The organism is Lewinella sp., from assembly GCF_050633125.1.
In the GTDB taxonomy this organism is placed as follows: Bacteria; Bacteroidota; Bacteroidia; order Chitinophagales; family Saprospiraceae; genus Lewinella.
Genome location: NZ_JBOEFX010000074.1, coordinates 17470 through 35698, shown reverse-complemented (window position 1 = coordinate 35698; position 18229 = coordinate 17470). Strand labels below are relative to the sequence as shown.

The 18229-nt window shown below is 44.3% G+C and carries 11 protein-coding genes; 10 read left to right on the top strand and 1 reads right to left on the bottom strand.

All coding sequences use genetic code 11. The annotated features are described in order from the left end of the window. Window positions 1-72: 72 nt before the first annotated feature. Complete coding sequence (locus ACRBG0_RS16085; protein ID WP_431487891.1) at window positions 73-555, bottom strand: DUF6495 family protein; 483 nt, start codon at window positions 553-555, stop codon at window positions 73-75. Window positions 556-1419: 864 nt separating this feature from the next. Between ACRBG0_RS16085 and ACRBG0_RS16080 the strand changes: the two genes are divergently transcribed. The 10 genes from ACRBG0_RS16080 to ACRBG0_RS16035 all read left to right on the top strand — a co-directional run bounded on the left by ACRBG0_RS16080 (window position 1420) and on the right by ACRBG0_RS16035 (window position 18119). Next, window positions 1420-2259, top strand: coding sequence for a TerC family protein (locus ACRBG0_RS16080; protein ID WP_431487905.1), 840 nt, complete (start codon window positions 1420-1422; stop codon window positions 2257-2259). Then, window positions 2259-3695, top strand: coding sequence for an ArnT family glycosyltransferase (locus ACRBG0_RS16075; protein ID WP_431487890.1), 1437 nt, complete (start codon window positions 2259-2261; stop codon window positions 3693-3695). The genes ACRBG0_RS16080 and ACRBG0_RS16075 overlap by 1 nt, the downstream gene beginning before the upstream one ends. Beyond that, window positions 3695-4099 carry a DoxX family protein gene (locus ACRBG0_RS16070; RefSeq protein ID WP_431487889.1) on the top strand — a complete coding sequence of 135 codons (405 nt, stop codon included), beginning with the start codon at window positions 3695-3697 and terminating at the stop codon, window positions 4097-4099. Before ACRBG0_RS16075 ends, ACRBG0_RS16070 begins: the two co-directional genes overlap by 1 nt. Window positions 4100-4128: 29 nt before the next feature. After that, window positions 4129-5190 (top strand): FAD:protein FMN transferase, encoded by a 1062-nt coding sequence (locus ACRBG0_RS16065; protein ID WP_431487888.1) that lies wholly within the window; start codon window positions 4129-4131, stop codon window positions 5188-5190. A gap of 92 nt (window positions 5191-5282) precedes the next feature. Next, window positions 5283-6095, top strand: a complete 813-nt coding sequence (locus ACRBG0_RS16060) for an exonuclease domain-containing protein (RefSeq protein WP_431487887.1) — start codon at window positions 5283-5285, stop codon at window positions 6093-6095. A 10-nt stretch (window positions 6096-6105) separates the two neighbouring features. Then, entirely contained in the window at window positions 6106-6960 is an 855-nt protein-coding gene (locus ACRBG0_RS16055; RefSeq protein ID WP_431487886.1) for an MbnP family protein, read from the top strand. 102 nt (window positions 6961-7062) lie between these two features. Continuing rightward, window positions 7063-7824: an MbnP family protein gene (locus ACRBG0_RS16050; protein ID WP_431487885.1), complete on the top strand. Its 762-nt coding sequence runs from the start codon at window positions 7063-7065 to the stop codon at window positions 7822-7824. Window positions 7825-8307: 483 nt separating this feature from the next. Further along, entirely contained in the window at window positions 8308-9246 is a 939-nt protein-coding gene (locus ACRBG0_RS16045; protein WP_431487884.1) for a cytochrome-c peroxidase, read from the top strand. Window positions 9247-9253: 7 nt separating this feature from the next. Then, window positions 9254-10381 (top strand): cytochrome-c peroxidase, encoded by a 1128-nt coding sequence (locus ACRBG0_RS16040; RefSeq protein WP_431487883.1) that lies wholly within the window; start codon window positions 9254-9256, stop codon window positions 10379-10381. Between the two features lie 982 nt (window positions 10382-11363). Continuing rightward, complete coding sequence (locus tag ACRBG0_RS16035; protein ID WP_431487882.1) at window positions 11364-18119, top strand: SdrD B-like domain-containing protein; 6756 nt, start codon at window positions 11364-11366, stop codon at window positions 18117-18119. Window positions 18120-18229: the final 110 nt, after the last annotated feature.

Here is an 18229-nt window from a genome sequence, read left to right as displayed (position 1 = left end):
AGACTAGGCTATACGAATGTCCTACTGGAGGCCTGCCATCAAAAGGCTATCAATAGTAGTTGCAAGGCTATCCTAAGCTTTTAATGCTTCGATGGTTTGGAACCATTGCCCTTGGGGAGCAATAAGGGCTCCGGTTTCCAGCATGCGGAAGATTTCTTTTTCTCGATCTGGCAAGTAGGCTTTCTCTGCTGTATAAATTTTCAGTTGAACATTAGCCGTCTTAAAACTGTCCATAAGCTCTGCGGCAGGAAGATCGCTGGTCAGATCATGCGTTGCCTGGCCTTCCATGTGTAGGCCATTAAGGACAATTTTATCATCCAAACAGTGGAATGCCTTAAGGTCATCAGGCGTACGAAACTCAAGGTAAACGACCTGTTTGATTATTTTCTCAAAAACGATATCACTAAATAGATTAAGAAGGTCTTCCGCTTTCGCTACCTCTTCTTTTTTGAGTCTTTCCCAGTCTTGAGCAGTGACAGTGTGAGCCGCTAAAAACTGCACAAAATCTCCCTCCAAGCCTTGTAATTCTTCCTTAGTAAGACGTCTAAACTTCATGATTTTTTTTGCTTTTGGACGGCAAAGATAAGGAAGAGGATGATTAAGTATGGTGAGTAAACAAACATGTTTGACATAGGTGCATAGCCCGCAAGGCGGGACCCACCCTATATCTGGTGAGTTCCAGTCCGAACACCGCACATCTCCTCCTAAAACCATAGCAAGAGACACGCTATCACACCCTCTCCCTAGTGAACTAGAAAGAGGCCTACATTGCGTTTAAAAAAACCGCTGATTTTCTCGCTGACCATGCGAGGGTAGATTCCTATGATTGGTAAACAGCATTGGTCGTGCTGCTTGCGACAAAGATACAAAAAACAAAACAATAATTTTCAATTTTTTTAATTAAAAAACTTTTCAGCCCCAAAAAGCATTCCTTCCACCTTTCCACAACTGGTATTTGCTCTTCAAAGAGATTCATTGATAGGATCATAAACTCCTCTGGTGTTAACACCTCCTTTGTCAGTGAGACAAACTAATCGTGGGTCAAATTAAGGGCTTGTTTACTGACAATATTCCCATCACCGAATTGCACCAGGGGTGGTAGCCAGGCACGCTTTAGCGGGCAGACCGACGCCAGGAGGGCCGAGCGAGCAGCGAGTGGCGCACGACCCGGCCCGGAGCGACAGAGTACAAACAGGACTCTTCAACACTCTTAATCAACGAGTTACAAGCCACCTCAAACATACTTTTAGCGAAGGGGGTGCCCAAATAAACATTCCTCTTTTTTGAAAGTGTGTAACCAATTTCATGGATCGTATTGAATTATCCCTGGCCTGATTCCAGAAACTCTTCAGAATATCGTAAACTTGCAGCTTTGTGCTGTTCTTAATCATTAATGACTACATTGCTATGGAACTCGTAATGCCCAATTTGGGAGATGCCAGTGTCTGGATGAGCTTTATCACGCTGACTTTTCTAGAGATTGTACTTGGTATTGACAACATCATCTTCATTACTATTGCTGCCAATAAGCTTCCGGAAGAGGAACGCCCCAGGGCTACCAATATCGGCCTTGTTTTGGCTATGGTAATGAGAATTGTTTTATTATTTGGCATTTCCGCTCTCGTAGCAATGAGTGCATCCCTGTTTAGTATTCACACTGGCTTAATTGAGGCAGGTTTCACCGGCCAGAGCTTGATTTTAATTGCCGGTGGTGTATTTCTGCTATACAAGTCTACCAGTGAGATTCACCATAAACTAGAGGGTCACGACGAGGAAAATTCTGCTAAGTCAGGCAAGTCAAACCTCACGAATGTAATCGTCCAGATTACGGTTATCAATATAGTCTTCAGTTTTGACTCCATTCTTACTGCTGTAGGTATGACTAACGGGCTGTTTGGTGCGCTTGCCATTATGATTGCAGCCGTGGTGGTTTCTGTTCTAATAATGATGCTTTTCGCTACACCTGTAGGTAATTTCGTCAACCGCAATCCGACTATACAGATGCTTGGGCTTGCCTTTTTGATCCTTATTGGCTTTATGCTGATCGTAGAAGGCGCTCACTTGGCACACCTTTCCATTGCAGGCTCAGAGGTAGGAACTGTCCCTAAAGGATATCTCTATTTTGCAATTGCGTTCTCGCTGCTTGTAGAATTTCTAAACATACGCTTGCGCAAAACGGGCGTAGACACGGTGCAACTGCACGGCGTAGAGGAAGATGCTGTTAAAGAAGGTATTCTCGAAGGCAAGGCCAAAGGATAATGCGACAAATTGATTGGTCTAAATGGGCGTTACCGGCATTGTTGCTTCTCGCTATTTTATTACGCTGGGGGACGTTCTTCCCTAGCGTGATCAATCATGATGAGACTACTTATTTTTTGATTGGCAAGGGGCTTTTAGAGGGCCAAAACTATTTGGTCGACAGCTATGACACCAAGCCTATTGGCATTTTCTTGGTTTACGCGCTGATGAGTTTCCTTGGAGGAGGATCTATCTTTTTCTTGCGTTTGTTTACGGCCTTGGTGGTAGGACTGACCGCTTACCTGCTTTATCGCTTAGGGAAAAAAGCCAGTGGAAGTACAAAAGTGGCTTGGGCTGCAGGTATTAGCTACCTTTTACTCAGTTCCATTTTTAAATTCTATGGGATCTCTCCCAATACGGAATTGTTTTTTAATCCTTTCACTATAGGCGCCCTTCTCTTGGTTTGGGGGGAAGAAAGGAAAGTTTACCATTTTTTACTGGCGGGCTTATTGCTTGGTGCAGGTTTTATGATCAAGTATGTCATTGCTGCCGATGCTATGGCCATTGGATTATTTTTGCTTTGGCAGGGTTGGCGAAAAGAACGCCTCTTTAAGAGTGTTTTGCAGGAATGCTTACCACTTACCTTGGTGTTCTTTCTTCCTTTGGCACTGACTTATGGCTACTATGCAAGTATTGGCCAGACTGAAGCCTTCTTGTTTTACACATTTGATGTAACCAGTCGGTATCCGGTAGAAGCCAGCTGGGGGGACCGGTTCGTATTTGCGCTTGCGTTTTTAGGTCGCTTTTTCCCGTTTACACTGCTGGCCATTTTTGCACTAAGGGAACCTCTTGCTAAAGATCGTGTTTGGCAAGGTTTCTTAATGCTATGGCTGGCCTGCGTAACCGTTATGACCTTATTACCGGGCAAAACGTTTGGGCATTACCAAATTCAAATGATGCCACCGCTAGCTCTCTTGGCTGCAAGCTGGTTTGATCCAGAACGAGGGCAGCAAGCCTGGCTTCGTAAAATCCCTGCGCTCTGGTCACGAGGTTTTCTCCTCGCTACCTTCTTGGGCATCTCTATTGGCTTGTTTTCTTATTTCCAAAACAAACTAGACGGTCCACGATTGGTAGCCGCTGCACTAAAAGAGCGACTTGCTCCCGGAGAATTGGTGTACACTGGTAATTATCATCATATCGTTTACCATTTATTAGGCCAAAAAAGCCTAACTCCTTATGTGCATTCTTCTCTTCTCTTTTATGAACACCATGTCAATGCACTAGAGATTGATCTCGCCGAGGAAGCTCAGCATATTTTAGCTCAACAACCACGCTACATATTATTAAGAACCGACCACCCTCATAATGTTTTAACTAATTCTATTTACAAACGTTATGAAATTACAGATACCTTACCGGATAAGGTCTGGTTGCTGGAACCACAAAATCACGAATGATGTCTAAAAGTCAAGCTACTGATATTTCTCTTCTTTTACTCCGCCTTGTTTTTGGTGGTTTTATGATAATCAATCATGGATGGGGCAAATTGATGAAATTATTGTCAGAAGGGCCCATCAAGTTTGGAGACCCCTTAGGCGTAGGAACTGAACTTTCACTCAGTCTTGCTGTTTTTTCAGAAGTAGCTTGCTCGGTTTTAATAGTCATTGGCTTATTTACGCGTTGGGCATCTATCCCTGCTTTGTTTACTATGCTGGTAGCAGCCTTTGTTGTGCATGGTGGCGACACGATCCGTGATAAAGAATCTGCACTACTATTTGGCACTGCATATCTGGTCATTTTGCTTATGGGCCCTGGCCGATACTCACTAGATAGCTGGTGGGATCGTCGCCGAATGGTTTAGATTGAAACTCCCCAAAGTTCTCCCCCTCTATGAAAACGATTAGCTACTTTTTTCTCATTCCGCTTGCCTTCCTGTTTGCCTGTCGCACTGACGGCTCCCTGCCTGTGACCAGTATCCAGATGATTCAAGGGGAAACTATGGGCACTTATTATAAGGTAAGTTACCTAGGCTCGGAAATTACTGGTTTAAAAACAAGTGTCGACTCTTTATTGGTGGCGCTAAACATGGAGGTATCTACGTATATTCCAGACGCGCTCATCTCTCGATTCAACCACGGAGATTTACATGCTATTGATGCTGAAACCCTACAGGGTGCCCCTCATTTTCTTGCCAACCTAAAGTTGGCATTAAAAATTGCCGAAGTGACCTCTGAAAATTTCAATCCAACGATTATGCCACTGGTCAATTACTGGGGCTTTGGATATACCTCTAAACATCCGGTGACAGCTATAGACAGCGCTAAAGTAGATTCCCTAATGACCTTTGTTGGCTTGGATAAAATTGATTATGACTCCATCATTTATTCACCTTCTGCCATTCAATTAGACAAGGAGTATCCGGGAACTCAACTAGATTTCTCGGCCATTGCCAAAGGGTACGGCGTAGATTTAGTCGCTGCTTATCTTCGTCAGCTTGGAATCGACAATTACTTTGTAGATATCGGCGGTGAAGTTGTAGCCAAAGGCAACAAGGGTAGCAATGATTCCCCCTGGCGAGTAGGAATTGCAATACCTAAAGAAGACGCTGCTCCAACCGAAATGAATGTGGCAATCCCCTTGATAGACCGTGCAGTAGCTACTTCGGGTAATTACCGAAATTATTATGAGGTAAATGGTCAAAAATTCAGCCACACGATCAATCCATTCACGGGTTATCCCGAACGCAGCAACCTTCTCAGTGCTTCTATTTTGGCAAAAGACTGTGCTACTGCCGACGGGTTTGCGACGGCATGTATGGTCTTAGGACTAGATGCCGCCTTTACACTGATCAACATGCAACCTGATTTAGAAGGTTATTTTATTTATAGTGATAACGAAGGCCTTCTACATGCTAGAGCGACAAAAGGTTTCACTTCCCTACTACCGGAATAAGAGGCCTTTTTACTTATGAATATATAGCCGTGACAGACTCGCGGTATTCTTTCCAATTCTTTCTCTACCTTTGCCGGAAATCAAGCCCCTAAATGGATCTCCAACTCAGTAAAGACCTTGTTTTTTTTGACATTGAATCGACAGGTTTGCACGTCATACGTGACCGCATTATTCAGATTGCGCTCATTAAATACTCGGGCAAAGGCAAACCACCTGAAGAAAGAACCTACCTGGTGAATCCTGGTATTCCTATTTCAGAAGAAGCGATGAATGTTCATGGCATCACTCCCAAGGATGTCGCACGCAAACCAAACTTCCCGCAATTAGCCCAGGAGATTTTTGATTTTATCGGCAATGCTGACCTAGCAGGATACAACTCCAATCGCTTCGATGTGCCGATGCTGATGGAAGAATTTGACCGTGCAGGTTTGGAATTTAGTTTAGATAATCGTCGTTTAATCGACGTGCAACGCATTTTTTACAAAATGGAGCCTCGCACACTCTCTGCCGCGCTCCGTTTTTATTGCCAAAAAGAAATTGAAAACGCCCACGATGCTATGGCTGATGTGAAAGCCACCATTGATGTATTAATGGGCCAGCTTAGTATGTACGAAGGCAAAGATTATATTGACGGCGATGGCAATGTGACCCCCAACGCAATAGTTCCCGATATTAAGTCACTACACGACTTCACCAACGACACTCGTTTTGTCGACGCCACCCAAAAGATGAAGTACGATCAGCACGGAAACATCGTTTTTTCTTTTGGGAAATACAACGGGCAAGCTGTAGCTGATGTCTTAAGGAAGGATAAAAATTACTACAACTGGATTGTCAACAAGGAATTCTCCAGTCAGGTAAAGCAAATCGTAAAAAAAATCATGCGGGAAACGCAACAAAAATAGGCCTCTACATATGCGGATCGTCCTCTTTCTTTTGACAGTATTTTGTCTTACCGGATGCTACGAACCTACTCCGGGTTGCTTAGACACTCGCGCCACTAACTTCGACTTGGACGCCGACGAAGCCTGCCCTGATTGTTGCACCTTTCCCCAGCTCCGAGTTCGCTTCAACAATATCTGGACTTACCAAGACACCGCCATATCGCTGCGGCTTGACACTTTTTTCCATGATGTAAACAACAACCCTTTCCGTCTCCAGAGAATTCGCTTTTATTGGTCTGATTTGCAATTAAACCTGAGTGATGGAACAACATTAGAAATTACCGACTCCTTAGATATCAGCATTGCCAATGGCTCGGATACCAGTATGATCTACGTTCGGGACGACTACTTACTTGCGGACATTGATCGTGCTACCCGTAATATAACACTAGCATCTATCGAGACCAGTGGGATGCTAGCAAGCTTAAGCACGACCTTTGGCATCAAAGAACCTGTCAACAGTACTGTAACCACTTCTGTTTCCACCAGTCACCCTTTAGCCCCTCAATCAGGCCAGATGAACTTAGGTGCTACAGCAGGATACATCTTTGCCAAGATTGAATATTTCCAGGACACGACCTCTATCGATACTATTCCACGGGTCATCAATATTTTCGGTTCTGATTTCCTTAGAGAGCTTCAACTAGACCTTCCAACCCCAACTACTTTCATTGAAGGCTTTGACCCTATCCTTGTTATCGAAAACGATGTCTCTCGCTGGTTTACAGGAATTGACGTCAGGCAAGCAGACACCATTGCGCTAAAAAATCAATTTGTCGATAACCTTACACAATCCTTCACTCTTTTAGAGGTTTTAGCGCAGTAGCACACTTAACTTTGATGGGTTTTATTTGTTATAGTATACAGGAGAGATTCTAAACAACTCCTTCTCCGTTCTATTTATTTGACTCCCTCAAAAGCCTTTACCATGCGTCAACTATTCTTACTTCTTTTATCAGCAAGCCTTGTTTTCTCTGCCTGTGAGTCTGATGACGAAGAAGCCCGTGGAAGCCTCGATCTAACCTTCAAAGCCACCTACCAGGATGAACCACTGGTAATGTTTGATAAGGTGTATACCTATCCTGATGGAAGCCCTTTAAAGTTTCAGCTTTTTAATTACTACGTTTCCGATATTACCTTGATCAAGGATGACAATTCCGAAGGGGTACTTTTATCGGAAGTTGAGCTTATTAATTATGAAGAGGTATACGATAACGCTACGGCAGAACAAGGTATTCGGCTCAATTTCGACGATTTAGAACCCGGTGTATATACGGGCATTAAAATTGGTTTAGGCCTAACTGGAGAACTTAATGCCACCCAACCTGGTGATTATGCCGCTGATCATCCATTAAGTCAAAATTTTTGGTCCTGGGCAAGAGGTTATGTTTTTGCCAAGATCGAAGCCCGTGCTGATCGTGATGGTGATGGCCAATTTTCTGCACCACTTACCTATCATATCGGGAAAGACGAATTATTTACAACACTAACCATGAATAAGCCATTGATTATCCAGAAAGATAATCCGGCAAACATGACATTTTCTGTAGATGTGTACGACATCTTATCCCGAGACGGCAACTACTTGGATATCAGCGCCCAGGAAAACACACAGGACCATACCAACAATGTTGCTATCTATGGTTGGTTATGGGAAAACCTCAACAACGCCCTTGAATTAAATAATTAATTTTATTTAATTTTGAAACCAAACAAAAAATACTTAAATTTACATCGTCTTGCTAGACTGACAACCTACCAAGGCGATCATAGGAAAGCAACTCCTCCAGTCAGAGGAACATTCATCGGAGTTTTTTTAGCGTATTGTATGGCTGTTCTGATTCACAGAACAGATGATGACGCCTGCCTTTTTGCGAAAGATGCAGAAGGAGCAGTTCTGGCGGTCCGGTCAGCTGGGTGGGTCCCTCCCACAAGAGGGTGCTACGCCCCCTCCCCTCCTGCCACCACATGCTCCCCCTTTCATCCTGTATTCCTCCAAGTCTTGTTTAACCTATTTAAAACCAAGTGGCGTTTTTCTTCCCCACATCCACAGTCCCGATTTCAAACACCAAGCTTATCCTTGTTGTTAGTCGTCTTGATCGTTGGACTATTTAACTCCTGCACGTCAAAGCCTACTCCTTTCCCCATACCTTCTCCTGAGGGCTTCGTTAAGATGAAAATTCCATCTGATAATCCACTTACCTATGAGGGGGTAACTTTAGGTAGAACGCTTTTTTTCGACCCTATCCTTTCACTAGATAGTACTATCAGTTGTGCCAGCTGTCATAACCCCAGCTTGGCTTTTACCGACGGGCGGCCCGTCAGTAGTGGCATTGCCGGAAGGACTGGACAACGCTCGGCTCCCAGCCTCCTTAATATTGGATTTCATTATAAAGGTGTTTTTTGGGATGGCCGGAGCCCTAGCCTGGAAGAACAGGCGCTTCATCCATTAAACGACAGCCTGGAGATGGGCAATCACTGGGAGGTCATACAAGAGCGGCTCCTACATCATCCTAATTATTCGGAACTCTTTAGGCTTGCTTTTCCAGCCGCCAACATGAACAAAATAACCACTGCTAAAGCGCTGGCCCAATTTCAGCGTACCTTAATTAGTACAGATAGTAAGTTTGACCAAGTACAACGAGGTGAAACACAATTTACACCACAAGAACAGAGAGGATGGACCATCTTCTTCGATGCTGGCTACCCCGATGTTCCAATGGCTGAATGTAGCCACTGCCATACTGACCCTCTGTTTACCAACCTCAATTTTGCAAACAATGGTTTAAATGAAAGTCTTTCTCTTGATGATTTCCCAGACGAAGGCCTTGGCCGAGTTAATGGAAACAAGTTTGACAATGGGAAGTTCCGGGTCCCAACCTTAAGAAATATTCTCCTAACCGCTCCTTATATGCATGACGGACGGTTGGAATCCATCGAAGATGTTATTCAACATTATAATGATGGAGGCTTATATGCTGAAAACCTAGATCCTAATGTCAGGCCTTTACACCTTAGTGACAAAGATCAGCAAGATTTAATCGCATTTTTACAAACTTTGACCGACTCTTCTGCCTTAATTAATCCAATGTACTATCCTGCTAAAAAATAGCCCAACCATGAATCATACCTTTAAATTCCTTGCGCTAAGTGCCTTTTTCGCCTGCTGCTCTCTTATGGCTTGTTGCGATGATGACGAGATGCCGGATTGTGATGATTGTACTGACGAACTGATCAGCGGTCCATATGCACCTACTCCCCATGAGCTCGATTTCCCTTCTTTTCTTGGGCAACCTAACATTCCTTCCGATAATCCTATGACCGAGCAAGGTATCCTTCTTGGGAGGATGTTGTTCTTTGACCCTATCCTTTCTGCCGATAGCACAATGGGCTGTTTTAGTTGCCACTTCCCTGAGGATAGTTTTACTGATGGGCTGGCTAGTAGTGTGGGAATTCAGGGGTTATCCACCCCGCGTAGTTCCATGGCTATAGTCAATATGGTCTTTATGGAAAAAGATTTTTTCTGGGATGGCCGTTCTGCCAGCCTGGAAGATCAAGCATTCCTTCCCGTTGAAGCACACGATGAATTAAACGACAGTTGGGAAAATGTTGAACTAAAACTACAGCGTCACAATGATTACCCCGCTCTCTTTAGGGCTGCTTTTGGTATTGATCGTAAATCAGAAATTACACGTGACTTGGCCGTAAAAGCTTTAGCCCAATTTGAGCGGACGCTGATTAGTGGTAATAGTAAATACGACAAGGTTGTTTGGTTCAACGACCTTTCACAGGAATTTACAGAAGAAGAACAACTAGGACTGGAGCTCTTCGAGGTAGAGACTGCCATTACACTTGAACACCCAGGCTGTACGCACTGCCACAGTGGGCCTAATTTTACCGACAATAAGTTCCACAATAATGGATTGGATGATGTACCATCCCTGGCAGATTTTGCAGATTTGGGAAGAGGTGCTATTAGTGAAATCTTTTTTGATAACGGTAAATTCCGTACCCCCTCCTTAAGAAATATTGCCCTCACTGCTCCTTATATGCACGATGGGCGGTTTGAAACCCTGGAACAGGTCTTAGAACACTATGCTCAAGGCGGACATGGTGTAGAAAACGAAAATCCCAACATCAGGCCTTTTGACCTTACGGAGGAAGAGAAACAAGCATTAATAGCCTTTTTACACACCCTCACAGACACCTCGTTTATCAATAATCCGAATCATCAAAATCCATTTTGATACCTGACAAAAGCAAGACCATTCTTTTTCTTGACAAAAAACGAGTTTTTTTTATTCAGAAACAGCACCTTAATAATATAAAATAATTCACAAAAAAAAACACAAACAACTGAACAACAGTAAATTAAAACCAATATACCTGTTGAAAAAAATCACAAATAACGTTTTTTGTCTTTGTCCTAGGCATTATTTATCCTCATTATTGTAATGTCAAACAAAGGAAACGTTGATAAACGAATCAACTTTCAAACTTGGAAAAGTATTTGGGATATTAATTTGTGAGTAGTAAGTCAGATGAAAGGGATTAAATCTGACTTACTACACCAAATTCCAAATCAGACACTCACACTAAGAGAATACCAAAGATAAAAAAACAGTTTCGACTGTTATATATTCGCAAATGTTCATGGGATTATAAGTATTTGAGTCGTATCACCTGGGGAGAGTGATGCGACTCACTTTTTCCCTAGCGAAACTTTTCTCCCGTTGATTTTGTTTGTTTTGTAGAGATCGCAATAAAATAGATCTTTTTGCAGTTTTAATACTGCTTTCAGCAACTATTCCACACACTACATTATCTACTAAAAACGCTCTTTGCTAAAAAAGTAAAGATGACACGAAACTATTTCGTGCGCTAAAATATATGGCTGCCAAGCCTTAAAAATCATGGGATTATAATTTGTTATTAGCAGGTCGTGTTGTCTTTGACAGCACGACTCTTTTGTTTTAATCCATATGATAATTTTTTTTATTGTGACAAATACGTTGAATAGTCGTCAAATTTTTTGTTAATTTGTGGCTACATGGAACAACGTTAGTTGTCTCATCTTCCCCACCGTTATTTTCCCTTACCTACTTGCCTCCGGCTTAGTCGGAGTTTCTGTGCTTACATTTTTAACTGGCAGTTGCGAACAGCTGCCCTTATCACTGATGTTACTCATCAGAAGGTTGGAGTATTTAAAAAATAAATCATTAATCTACCATGACTAAACAGCTACCCTGGAAACAAGCTTTATCAAGCTTACTGCCCTTCTGGATGCTTCTGTTAGCGCTTTGCCTGGGCGGGAGCACTTCCCTGCACGCACAATTGCAAGTATCTTTTTCTGTTACCGACGCTTATTGTTTCGGGCTGCCCAACGGCAGTGTAACCGCTACTGCTAGTGGCGGAGTTCCCGAATATTCCTATCAATGGAGTAATGGAGACACTGGTGCCACTATTAATGGCCTTGCAGCTGGCACTTACTTTGTAACCGTAACAGACGCCGCTGCTCAATCTATCGTTAACAGTGTAGTTGTAAATCAGCCCACTCAGGTAACAGCAACCCTCACCGCTGATGACCTTTGTAGTGATCCCTTTACTATTACCGCCAATCCCGTAGGAGGTGTTCCACCTTACACTTACAATTGGAGTACCGGTGCTATGACTCAAACGATCACGAATGTGACCAGTGGGCAATATTGTGTAACCATTGTAGACAGTCACTTATGTGGCCCGGTTACTTGTATTACCGTCGACGTCAACCCGCCATCCGTAAATGTTAATACTGGCAGTGTTACATGTCCAGGAGGAAACGATGGCTCTCTCACTGCATTTCCATCCAATGGTCAACCTCCATATACTTATGCTTGGAGCAATGGTGCTAGTGGACAAACTATTTTCGGCCTAAGTGCTGGTACCTACACCGTTACACTTACAGATGCCAATGGGTGTACAGACACCGCAAGTGGTTTTGTCAATCAACCGCCTCCTATCGTTATTAACCTTACAGGTAATAACCCCAATTGTCTTGGAGATACCAATGGTAGCGTTACCTCTTCCATCAGTGGAGGCACTCCCCCTTATAGCCTTTCATGGAATACAGGAGCGAATACGCCAAACTTATTCAACCTAAGTGCTGGCACTTATATTCTAACTGTTGTTGATGACAATGGCTGTGTACAAACTGCCGCCATTAATTTAACCAACAACTCAAATCTTACCCTAGGAGGCCTTGGAACACCAGAAACCTGCCCGGATGCCAATGATGGATTTGCTACTGCCAATCCGCAAGGCGGAGTAATGCCTTACGTTTACCAATGGAGTAACGGTGCTACCCAACAAGTAGTAATGAATGCCGCTCCTGGTAATTACACCGTTACCGTTACTGATGCTGCTGGTTGTGTAGCCACAACCGTTGTGAACGTACCTGAAGCGCCTGCCTTTACAGTCGTTGCAGCAGGTAACAACCCTAACACTTGTGGTGTGAATAATGGTTCTGCTACAGCTATTATAACCCAAGGTACCGGTCCTTTCACTTTCATCTGGAATACGGGAGCTAACACACAAACAATTAGTAACCTCGGAGCAGGTACTTATTCCGTAACAGTAAGCAACGGAAACGGCTGTCTTACATCGGCTAGTACCACCCTGGTAGCTCCTCCTGATGTATTTGTAAATATAACAGGTACGCAAATTTTATGCCCAGGTAGCACGGCGGGCACTGCCACGGCTTTTGTCACTGGCGGCACAGCTCCTTTCAACTTCAACTGGAGTACTGGCGCAACTGGCCCTACGGTTAGCGGACTAAGCGCTGGTAACTATTCTGTCATCGTTACCGATGCTAATGGTTGTACGGATATTGCTTCCATTACCATCCAACAATCACCAGGTGTAACTTTCACCTTAACAGGAACGAATACCGTTTGTGGAGCTGGTAACACTGGTTCTGCTTTTGCTACACCTACCAGTGGTACGCCCCCCTTCTCTTTTCTTTGGAGTACTGGCGCAACTTCTGCTGGTATCAGCGGACTAACAGAAGGAACTTATACCGTTACGGTGACAGATGCCACGGGCTGTTCTGATACCCAATCTATCTTCATCAACGTTATTGATGATCTTGCTGTAACAGTTACCGGATCAGGCGTGCTTTGTGCAGGAGAAAATACAGGATCAGCTACTGCTTTCCCTACTGGAGGCGATGCACCTTATTCTTTTGCCTGGAACAATGGAGCCAATACGCAAATGATCAATGACCTTGCTGCTGGTCTTTACACCGTTGTCATTACGGATGCCAACGGATGTACAGCACAAAGCTCTTTCACCGTTACTGCACCACCTGCGCTACAGGTTAGCATTCAGGCGACTAATCCGGAAAACTGTTTCGGAGCATCTGACGCTTCCCTTACTGCTACAGCAACGGGCGGCAGCCCTGGCTATAGCTACGCATGGAGCACTGGTGAAACTGGTGCAACCATCACCGGACTTCCAGCAGGAACATACACCGTTACAGCTACTGATGTCAATGAATGTGAAGCTGTCGCAAGTATTACCATCACCCAAGCCCAGGAAATTGACGTCCTCATCACTGGTGAAACAATTGTTTGTGGAACGGAAGATTCCGGTTTTGCCGGAACCATCGTTACAGGTGGTGTTGGTCCATTCACTTATAACTGGAGTACTGGTGCAACTACCGAAAACGTCACCAACCTTGTTAGTGGCACCTATTCTGTGACCGTAACAGACGCTAACGATTGTACCGGAGAAGCAAGCATTACGATCACCGTTATCAGTGATTTTGGTGTCAACCTGATTCCTCGTGATGCACTTTGCTTTGGAGATAACAACGGAAGTGTTTTAGCAATTACTTCTGGTGGTTCTATGCCGTATACTTACCTATGGAGCAACGGACAAACTTCTGACGAAATTACTGGTCTCACTGCTGGTGTCTACAGCGTAACTGTCACAGAAGCCAATGGCTGTGTAGTGGAAACAAATGTTACTGTAGATCAACCTCAAGTACTCACTGCTGTAGCCAACGGCAATGACCCTGCCTGTCCTGGTGACAGTAATGGATCTGCTACTGTTACTGGCAATGGAGGTACCCCCCCCTATCTATACAATTGGAGCAATGGTGGTATCACAAGTACTATCAATGGTTTAGCTGCTGGAGCCTACACCGTAACCGTCACCGATGCAAATCTTTGTACAACGGTGGCTAGCGTTACCCTTAGTGATCCACCAGCCCTAAACGTAAACGTTACAGCTCCTACCATTACTTGTGGTGGTACAGCTACCGGTACAGCTACGGCAATTGTAGCTGGAGGAACTGGCATGTACACTTATTTATGGAGTGACGGTCAAACGACACAGTCAGCGATCAACTTAATTGCTGGCTCCTATAGTGTAACAGTTACAGATGCCAATGGATGTTCAGAAGTAGTTTCCGCAATCATCGTAAGCGAACTTCCTGCCATTGACATTGACTTCAATGTAACTAACCTTGAATGTACAACTGCCCCTGTTGGTGCAATTACAGCAAGTGCTAGTAATGGCACAGCTCCTTATACTTTTGCATGGAGTAACGGCCAGAATGGCCCTACCATTACTAACCTCACGGCTGGTGTATACACTGTGACCGTAACTGATGCTAGTGGCTGTGAAGCCATTCGCAGTACAGAAGTTACCCAAACAGCAGGCTTTACCGCAGATGTTATTGGCACAATGGTAACTTGTTTTGGTGACAATGATGGCACAGCCAATGTTGTTACCACCGGTGGACAAGCTCCTTTCGCCTACAACTGGAACAATGGTGGAACAACGCAAATGATCACCGATTTGGCTCCGGGTACGTATACTGTAACCGTGATTGATGCTAACGAATGTTCTGCAACAGCTAGTGTCATCATTACAGAACCTACCCTATTGATCGCTAACGTCAACGGTGTAAACCTTGACTGTGCTGGCGATGCCAATGGTAGTGCAACAGCTACACCAAGTGGCGGAACAGCTCCTTACATTTATGCGTGGAGTAATGGCCAAACCAGTCAAACCATTAGTGGTCTTTCTGGTGGCAATTACGATGTTACGGTTACTGATGCCAATGGCTGTCAGGCGACCAATAGCATTATGATCACAGAGCCAACGCCTTTAGTGGTAAATGTCACTCAAAACAGTGGAACCTGTAGCAATGTTAACCAAGGAATCCTGGTAGCGAATGTGTCTGGTGGCACACCTGCTTACACCTACCTCTGGAGCAATGGTGCTACTACCGCTACCGTTTCCAACCTCGCTCCTGGTACCTACGGCGTAACCGTCACCGATGCAAATGGCTGTGAACAAACAGCTTTCGCTGCTGTAACGACCTTCCCTGCACCTTCTTGTTCCGTAACCGAAGTCCAAGCTTCTACACTCGGGAACAATGGTGTTTTGATGGTAGATGTTTCCAGTGGTACGGCTCCATTCACCTATAGCTGGAGTAACGGTGCTACTACACAAACAATCACCGATCTGGCTCCTGGCACCTACGACGTAACCGTCACTGACGCTAATGGTTGTCAAACAACTTGCTCTGCTACGCTAGAAGCATTAGCCGGTATAGGTAACTACGTATGGGAAGACATTGACCACGATGGCCAGCAAGACGATAACGAACCTGCTGTTCCCGGAGTAACCGTTAACCTTAAAGATGAAAACGGAGTAGTTATTGCTACTACTGTTACCAACGATGATGGCGAGTATTACTTCCTCGGTCTTGACCCTGGCAGCTACTCTATCCAATTTGTTATTCCTGACGGTTTCGACTACACTGCTTCTGACCAAGGCGATGATGCACTGGACAGCGACATCGTGCCTGGCATGAACGGTATGACCGGTGTCTACGTTCTTGACCCCGGAGAGATTGACCTAACCGTTGATGGCGGAATCTACGTTCCACCTAATGGTGTAATCGGTGACCCCTGCCAATGTCTTAACAACTCGACGACAGAAGACAATGGTCAATTTACAGAGACCTTTACCGTATATAGTTATCCAAATGAGACCTGGACTATCATTGACGGTGCGGGGATGTATGAAGCTATTAATGGTGAACCTCCAGTAGCTCCGGTATTAATTACCTACCCACAGGTGATGACCGAAGTAGAGCCTGGTGTTTATGAATTCACCTTCCGTTTGGTAGATGAAATCACTTATTCGGTGGTTACCACTAATGACTTCGATACCCTATCCATCACAAATACTTGTGAGTATCCAACGTTAAACATCGACGAGTTGCCACCAACTACTCTGTGTTTAGCTGATGCTCCAATTGAATTAGGCGCTAATCCAAATGTTCCCGGTAATATGATCTTTACAATCAATGGCATGATTAGTACTACCATTGATCCTATTGCACTCAATTCCGGAAGCTACGAATTAGTGGCTACCTTAATACCAGTTAATCCAGAAGAATGTGAAGCCACTGTGGTTACTCAGTTTGATATTACAGAAGACTGTCTGGCAACCGTTGGTGATCGTGTTTGGCTTGACCTCAACTGTGACGGTATCCAGGGAGGTAACGAACCTGGTGTTCCCGGTGTAGAAGTGACCATCACTGGTACTGCCGAATTTTTGGACCCTAACGTAAACATGACCACCTTTACTGATGCTAATGGCAACTACAGCTTTACGGTGCCTCCTGGTAACTACAAGATTACCTTTGGTGCTGTACCTGGCTATGAGCCAACAGCTCCTAATCAAGGTGGTAACGACGAAGTGGACAGCGATGTGAATCCGGCAACTTTAATGACCGAATTTTTCCATCTCGATCCGTACGAAACGAACCTCAGCTTTGACTTTGGCCTCTGCCCTGAGTGTGTGAACATCACTCACCCTGGTGCAATTGGTTACGACCAGTACCTCTGTGCTCCTGGTAATGATCCTGAAGCTTTTGTTTCCCTATCAGAAGCTACTGGTGGTGATGGACCTATTGAGTATATGTGGATGTATACCAATGGCTTACCGGGTACTCCAATCCAGTATTGGACACCAATTGACAACTCCAACTCGCCAACCTACGATCCAGGACCGGTATTTTACACAACGTATTTTGCTCGTTGTGCACGGACAGAAAATTGTGGTCCTTTCCTTGAATCTAACATTCTCGTCGTTGAAGTTGGTGACGAAACAGAAGCCATCATCAATGGTCCTGGTTTAGTATGTTGGAATGAACCAACAACTTTCGTTGCGGAAGATTTGGAGCCTGGTTCTCAAGTTACCTGGAACTTCACTGGAGGTGCAACACCTGCAACTGTAAATGGCCCAAGTGCTACGGTTACCTGGAGTAATGTTGGTATTTTCCAAGTAGAGCTTATTGTGACCCACGAAGGTTGTACTGCCTATGCTTACAAGACCATTACCATCACTACTTCGCCTACAACTTGTAGCCAAGGATTAGTGATTGATACGGAAATAATGAACCCTGATGCAGGTGATGTTATGGTATCATGGGAAATGAACGCCAATATTCCTGGTTTGCAATACCACATAGAGCACTCCAATAATGGTGTAGATTTTGAGCGGATTGCTACAGTTACAGAGCCTATGCGTCAGCTTAATGGTGTACTGTTCTTTGAACATTACAGCCAAACTCCTAAGCGTGGACTTAACTACTACCGAGTAGAAGTAGAAGACGAATTTAGTAATACGGTTTATTCCAATACTGAAGAAGTTGTTCTATTCACAGATTCCAAAATTGCCATGCTCTACCCTAACCCTGTAGAGGATATATTAAACTTGGAAATCTTTGAAACGTTTGATGCTCAAGATGTTTTGCTAGAAATTTTTGCCGTTAGCGGTAAGAAGATGGCAAGTGTTGAAGTAACGAATGGCCAGCAACAACTGCAACTCGACTTCAGCGACTACCCAGCCGGTGCGTACCTTGTGCGTCTGCGTCTTGGAGAAACAGACATCCGTACCATGAAAGTCATTAAGCGGAAATAATACCTTCTCTTCTTAGAAAGGAAAAGTGCTTAAGCCGCCTCTGTAATTACGGAGGCGGCTTTTTTTATTACTAAACAGTAACAAAGATCACTCTAAAAGAAGAAGCTGAC

Excerpts from the sequence above, each read along its gene's own strand:
- ACRBG0_RS16070 (WP_431487889.1), top strand. The coding sequence starts at position 3,695 with ATGTCTAAAAGTCAAGCTACTGATATTTCTCTTCTTTTACTCCGCCTT.
- ACRBG0_RS16080 (WP_431487905.1), top strand. The coding sequence starts at position 1,420 with ATGCCCAATTTGGGAGATGCCAGTGTCTGGATGAGCTTTATCACGCTG.
- ACRBG0_RS16075 (WP_431487890.1), top strand. The coding sequence starts at position 2,259 with ATGCGACAAATTGATTGGTCTAAATGGGCGTTACCGGCATTGTTGCTT.
- ACRBG0_RS16035 (WP_431487882.1), top strand. The coding sequence starts at position 11,364 with ATGACTAAACAGCTACCCTGGAAACAAGCTTTATCAAGCTTACTGCCC.
- ACRBG0_RS16050 (WP_431487885.1), top strand. The coding sequence starts at position 7,063 with ATGCGTCAACTATTCTTACTTCTTTTATCAGCAAGCCTTGTTTTCTCT.
- ACRBG0_RS16065 (WP_431487888.1), top strand. The coding sequence starts at position 4,129 with ATGAAAACGATTAGCTACTTTTTTCTCATTCCGCTTGCCTTCCTGTTT.
- ACRBG0_RS16045 (WP_431487884.1), top strand. The coding sequence starts at position 8,308 with ATGAAAATTCCATCTGATAATCCACTTACCTATGAGGGGGTAACTTTA.
- ACRBG0_RS16085 (WP_431487891.1), bottom strand. The coding sequence starts at position 555 with ATGAAGTTTAGACGTCTTACTAAGGAAGAATTACAAGGCTTGGAGGGA.
- ACRBG0_RS16055 (WP_431487886.1), top strand. The coding sequence starts at position 6,106 with ATGCGGATCGTCCTCTTTCTTTTGACAGTATTTTGTCTTACCGGATGC.
- ACRBG0_RS16040 (WP_431487883.1), top strand. The coding sequence starts at position 9,254 with ATGAATCATACCTTTAAATTCCTTGCGCTAAGTGCCTTTTTCGCCTGC.
- ACRBG0_RS16060 (WP_431487887.1), top strand. The coding sequence starts at position 5,283 with ATGGATCTCCAACTCAGTAAAGACCTTGTTTTTTTTGACATTGAATCG.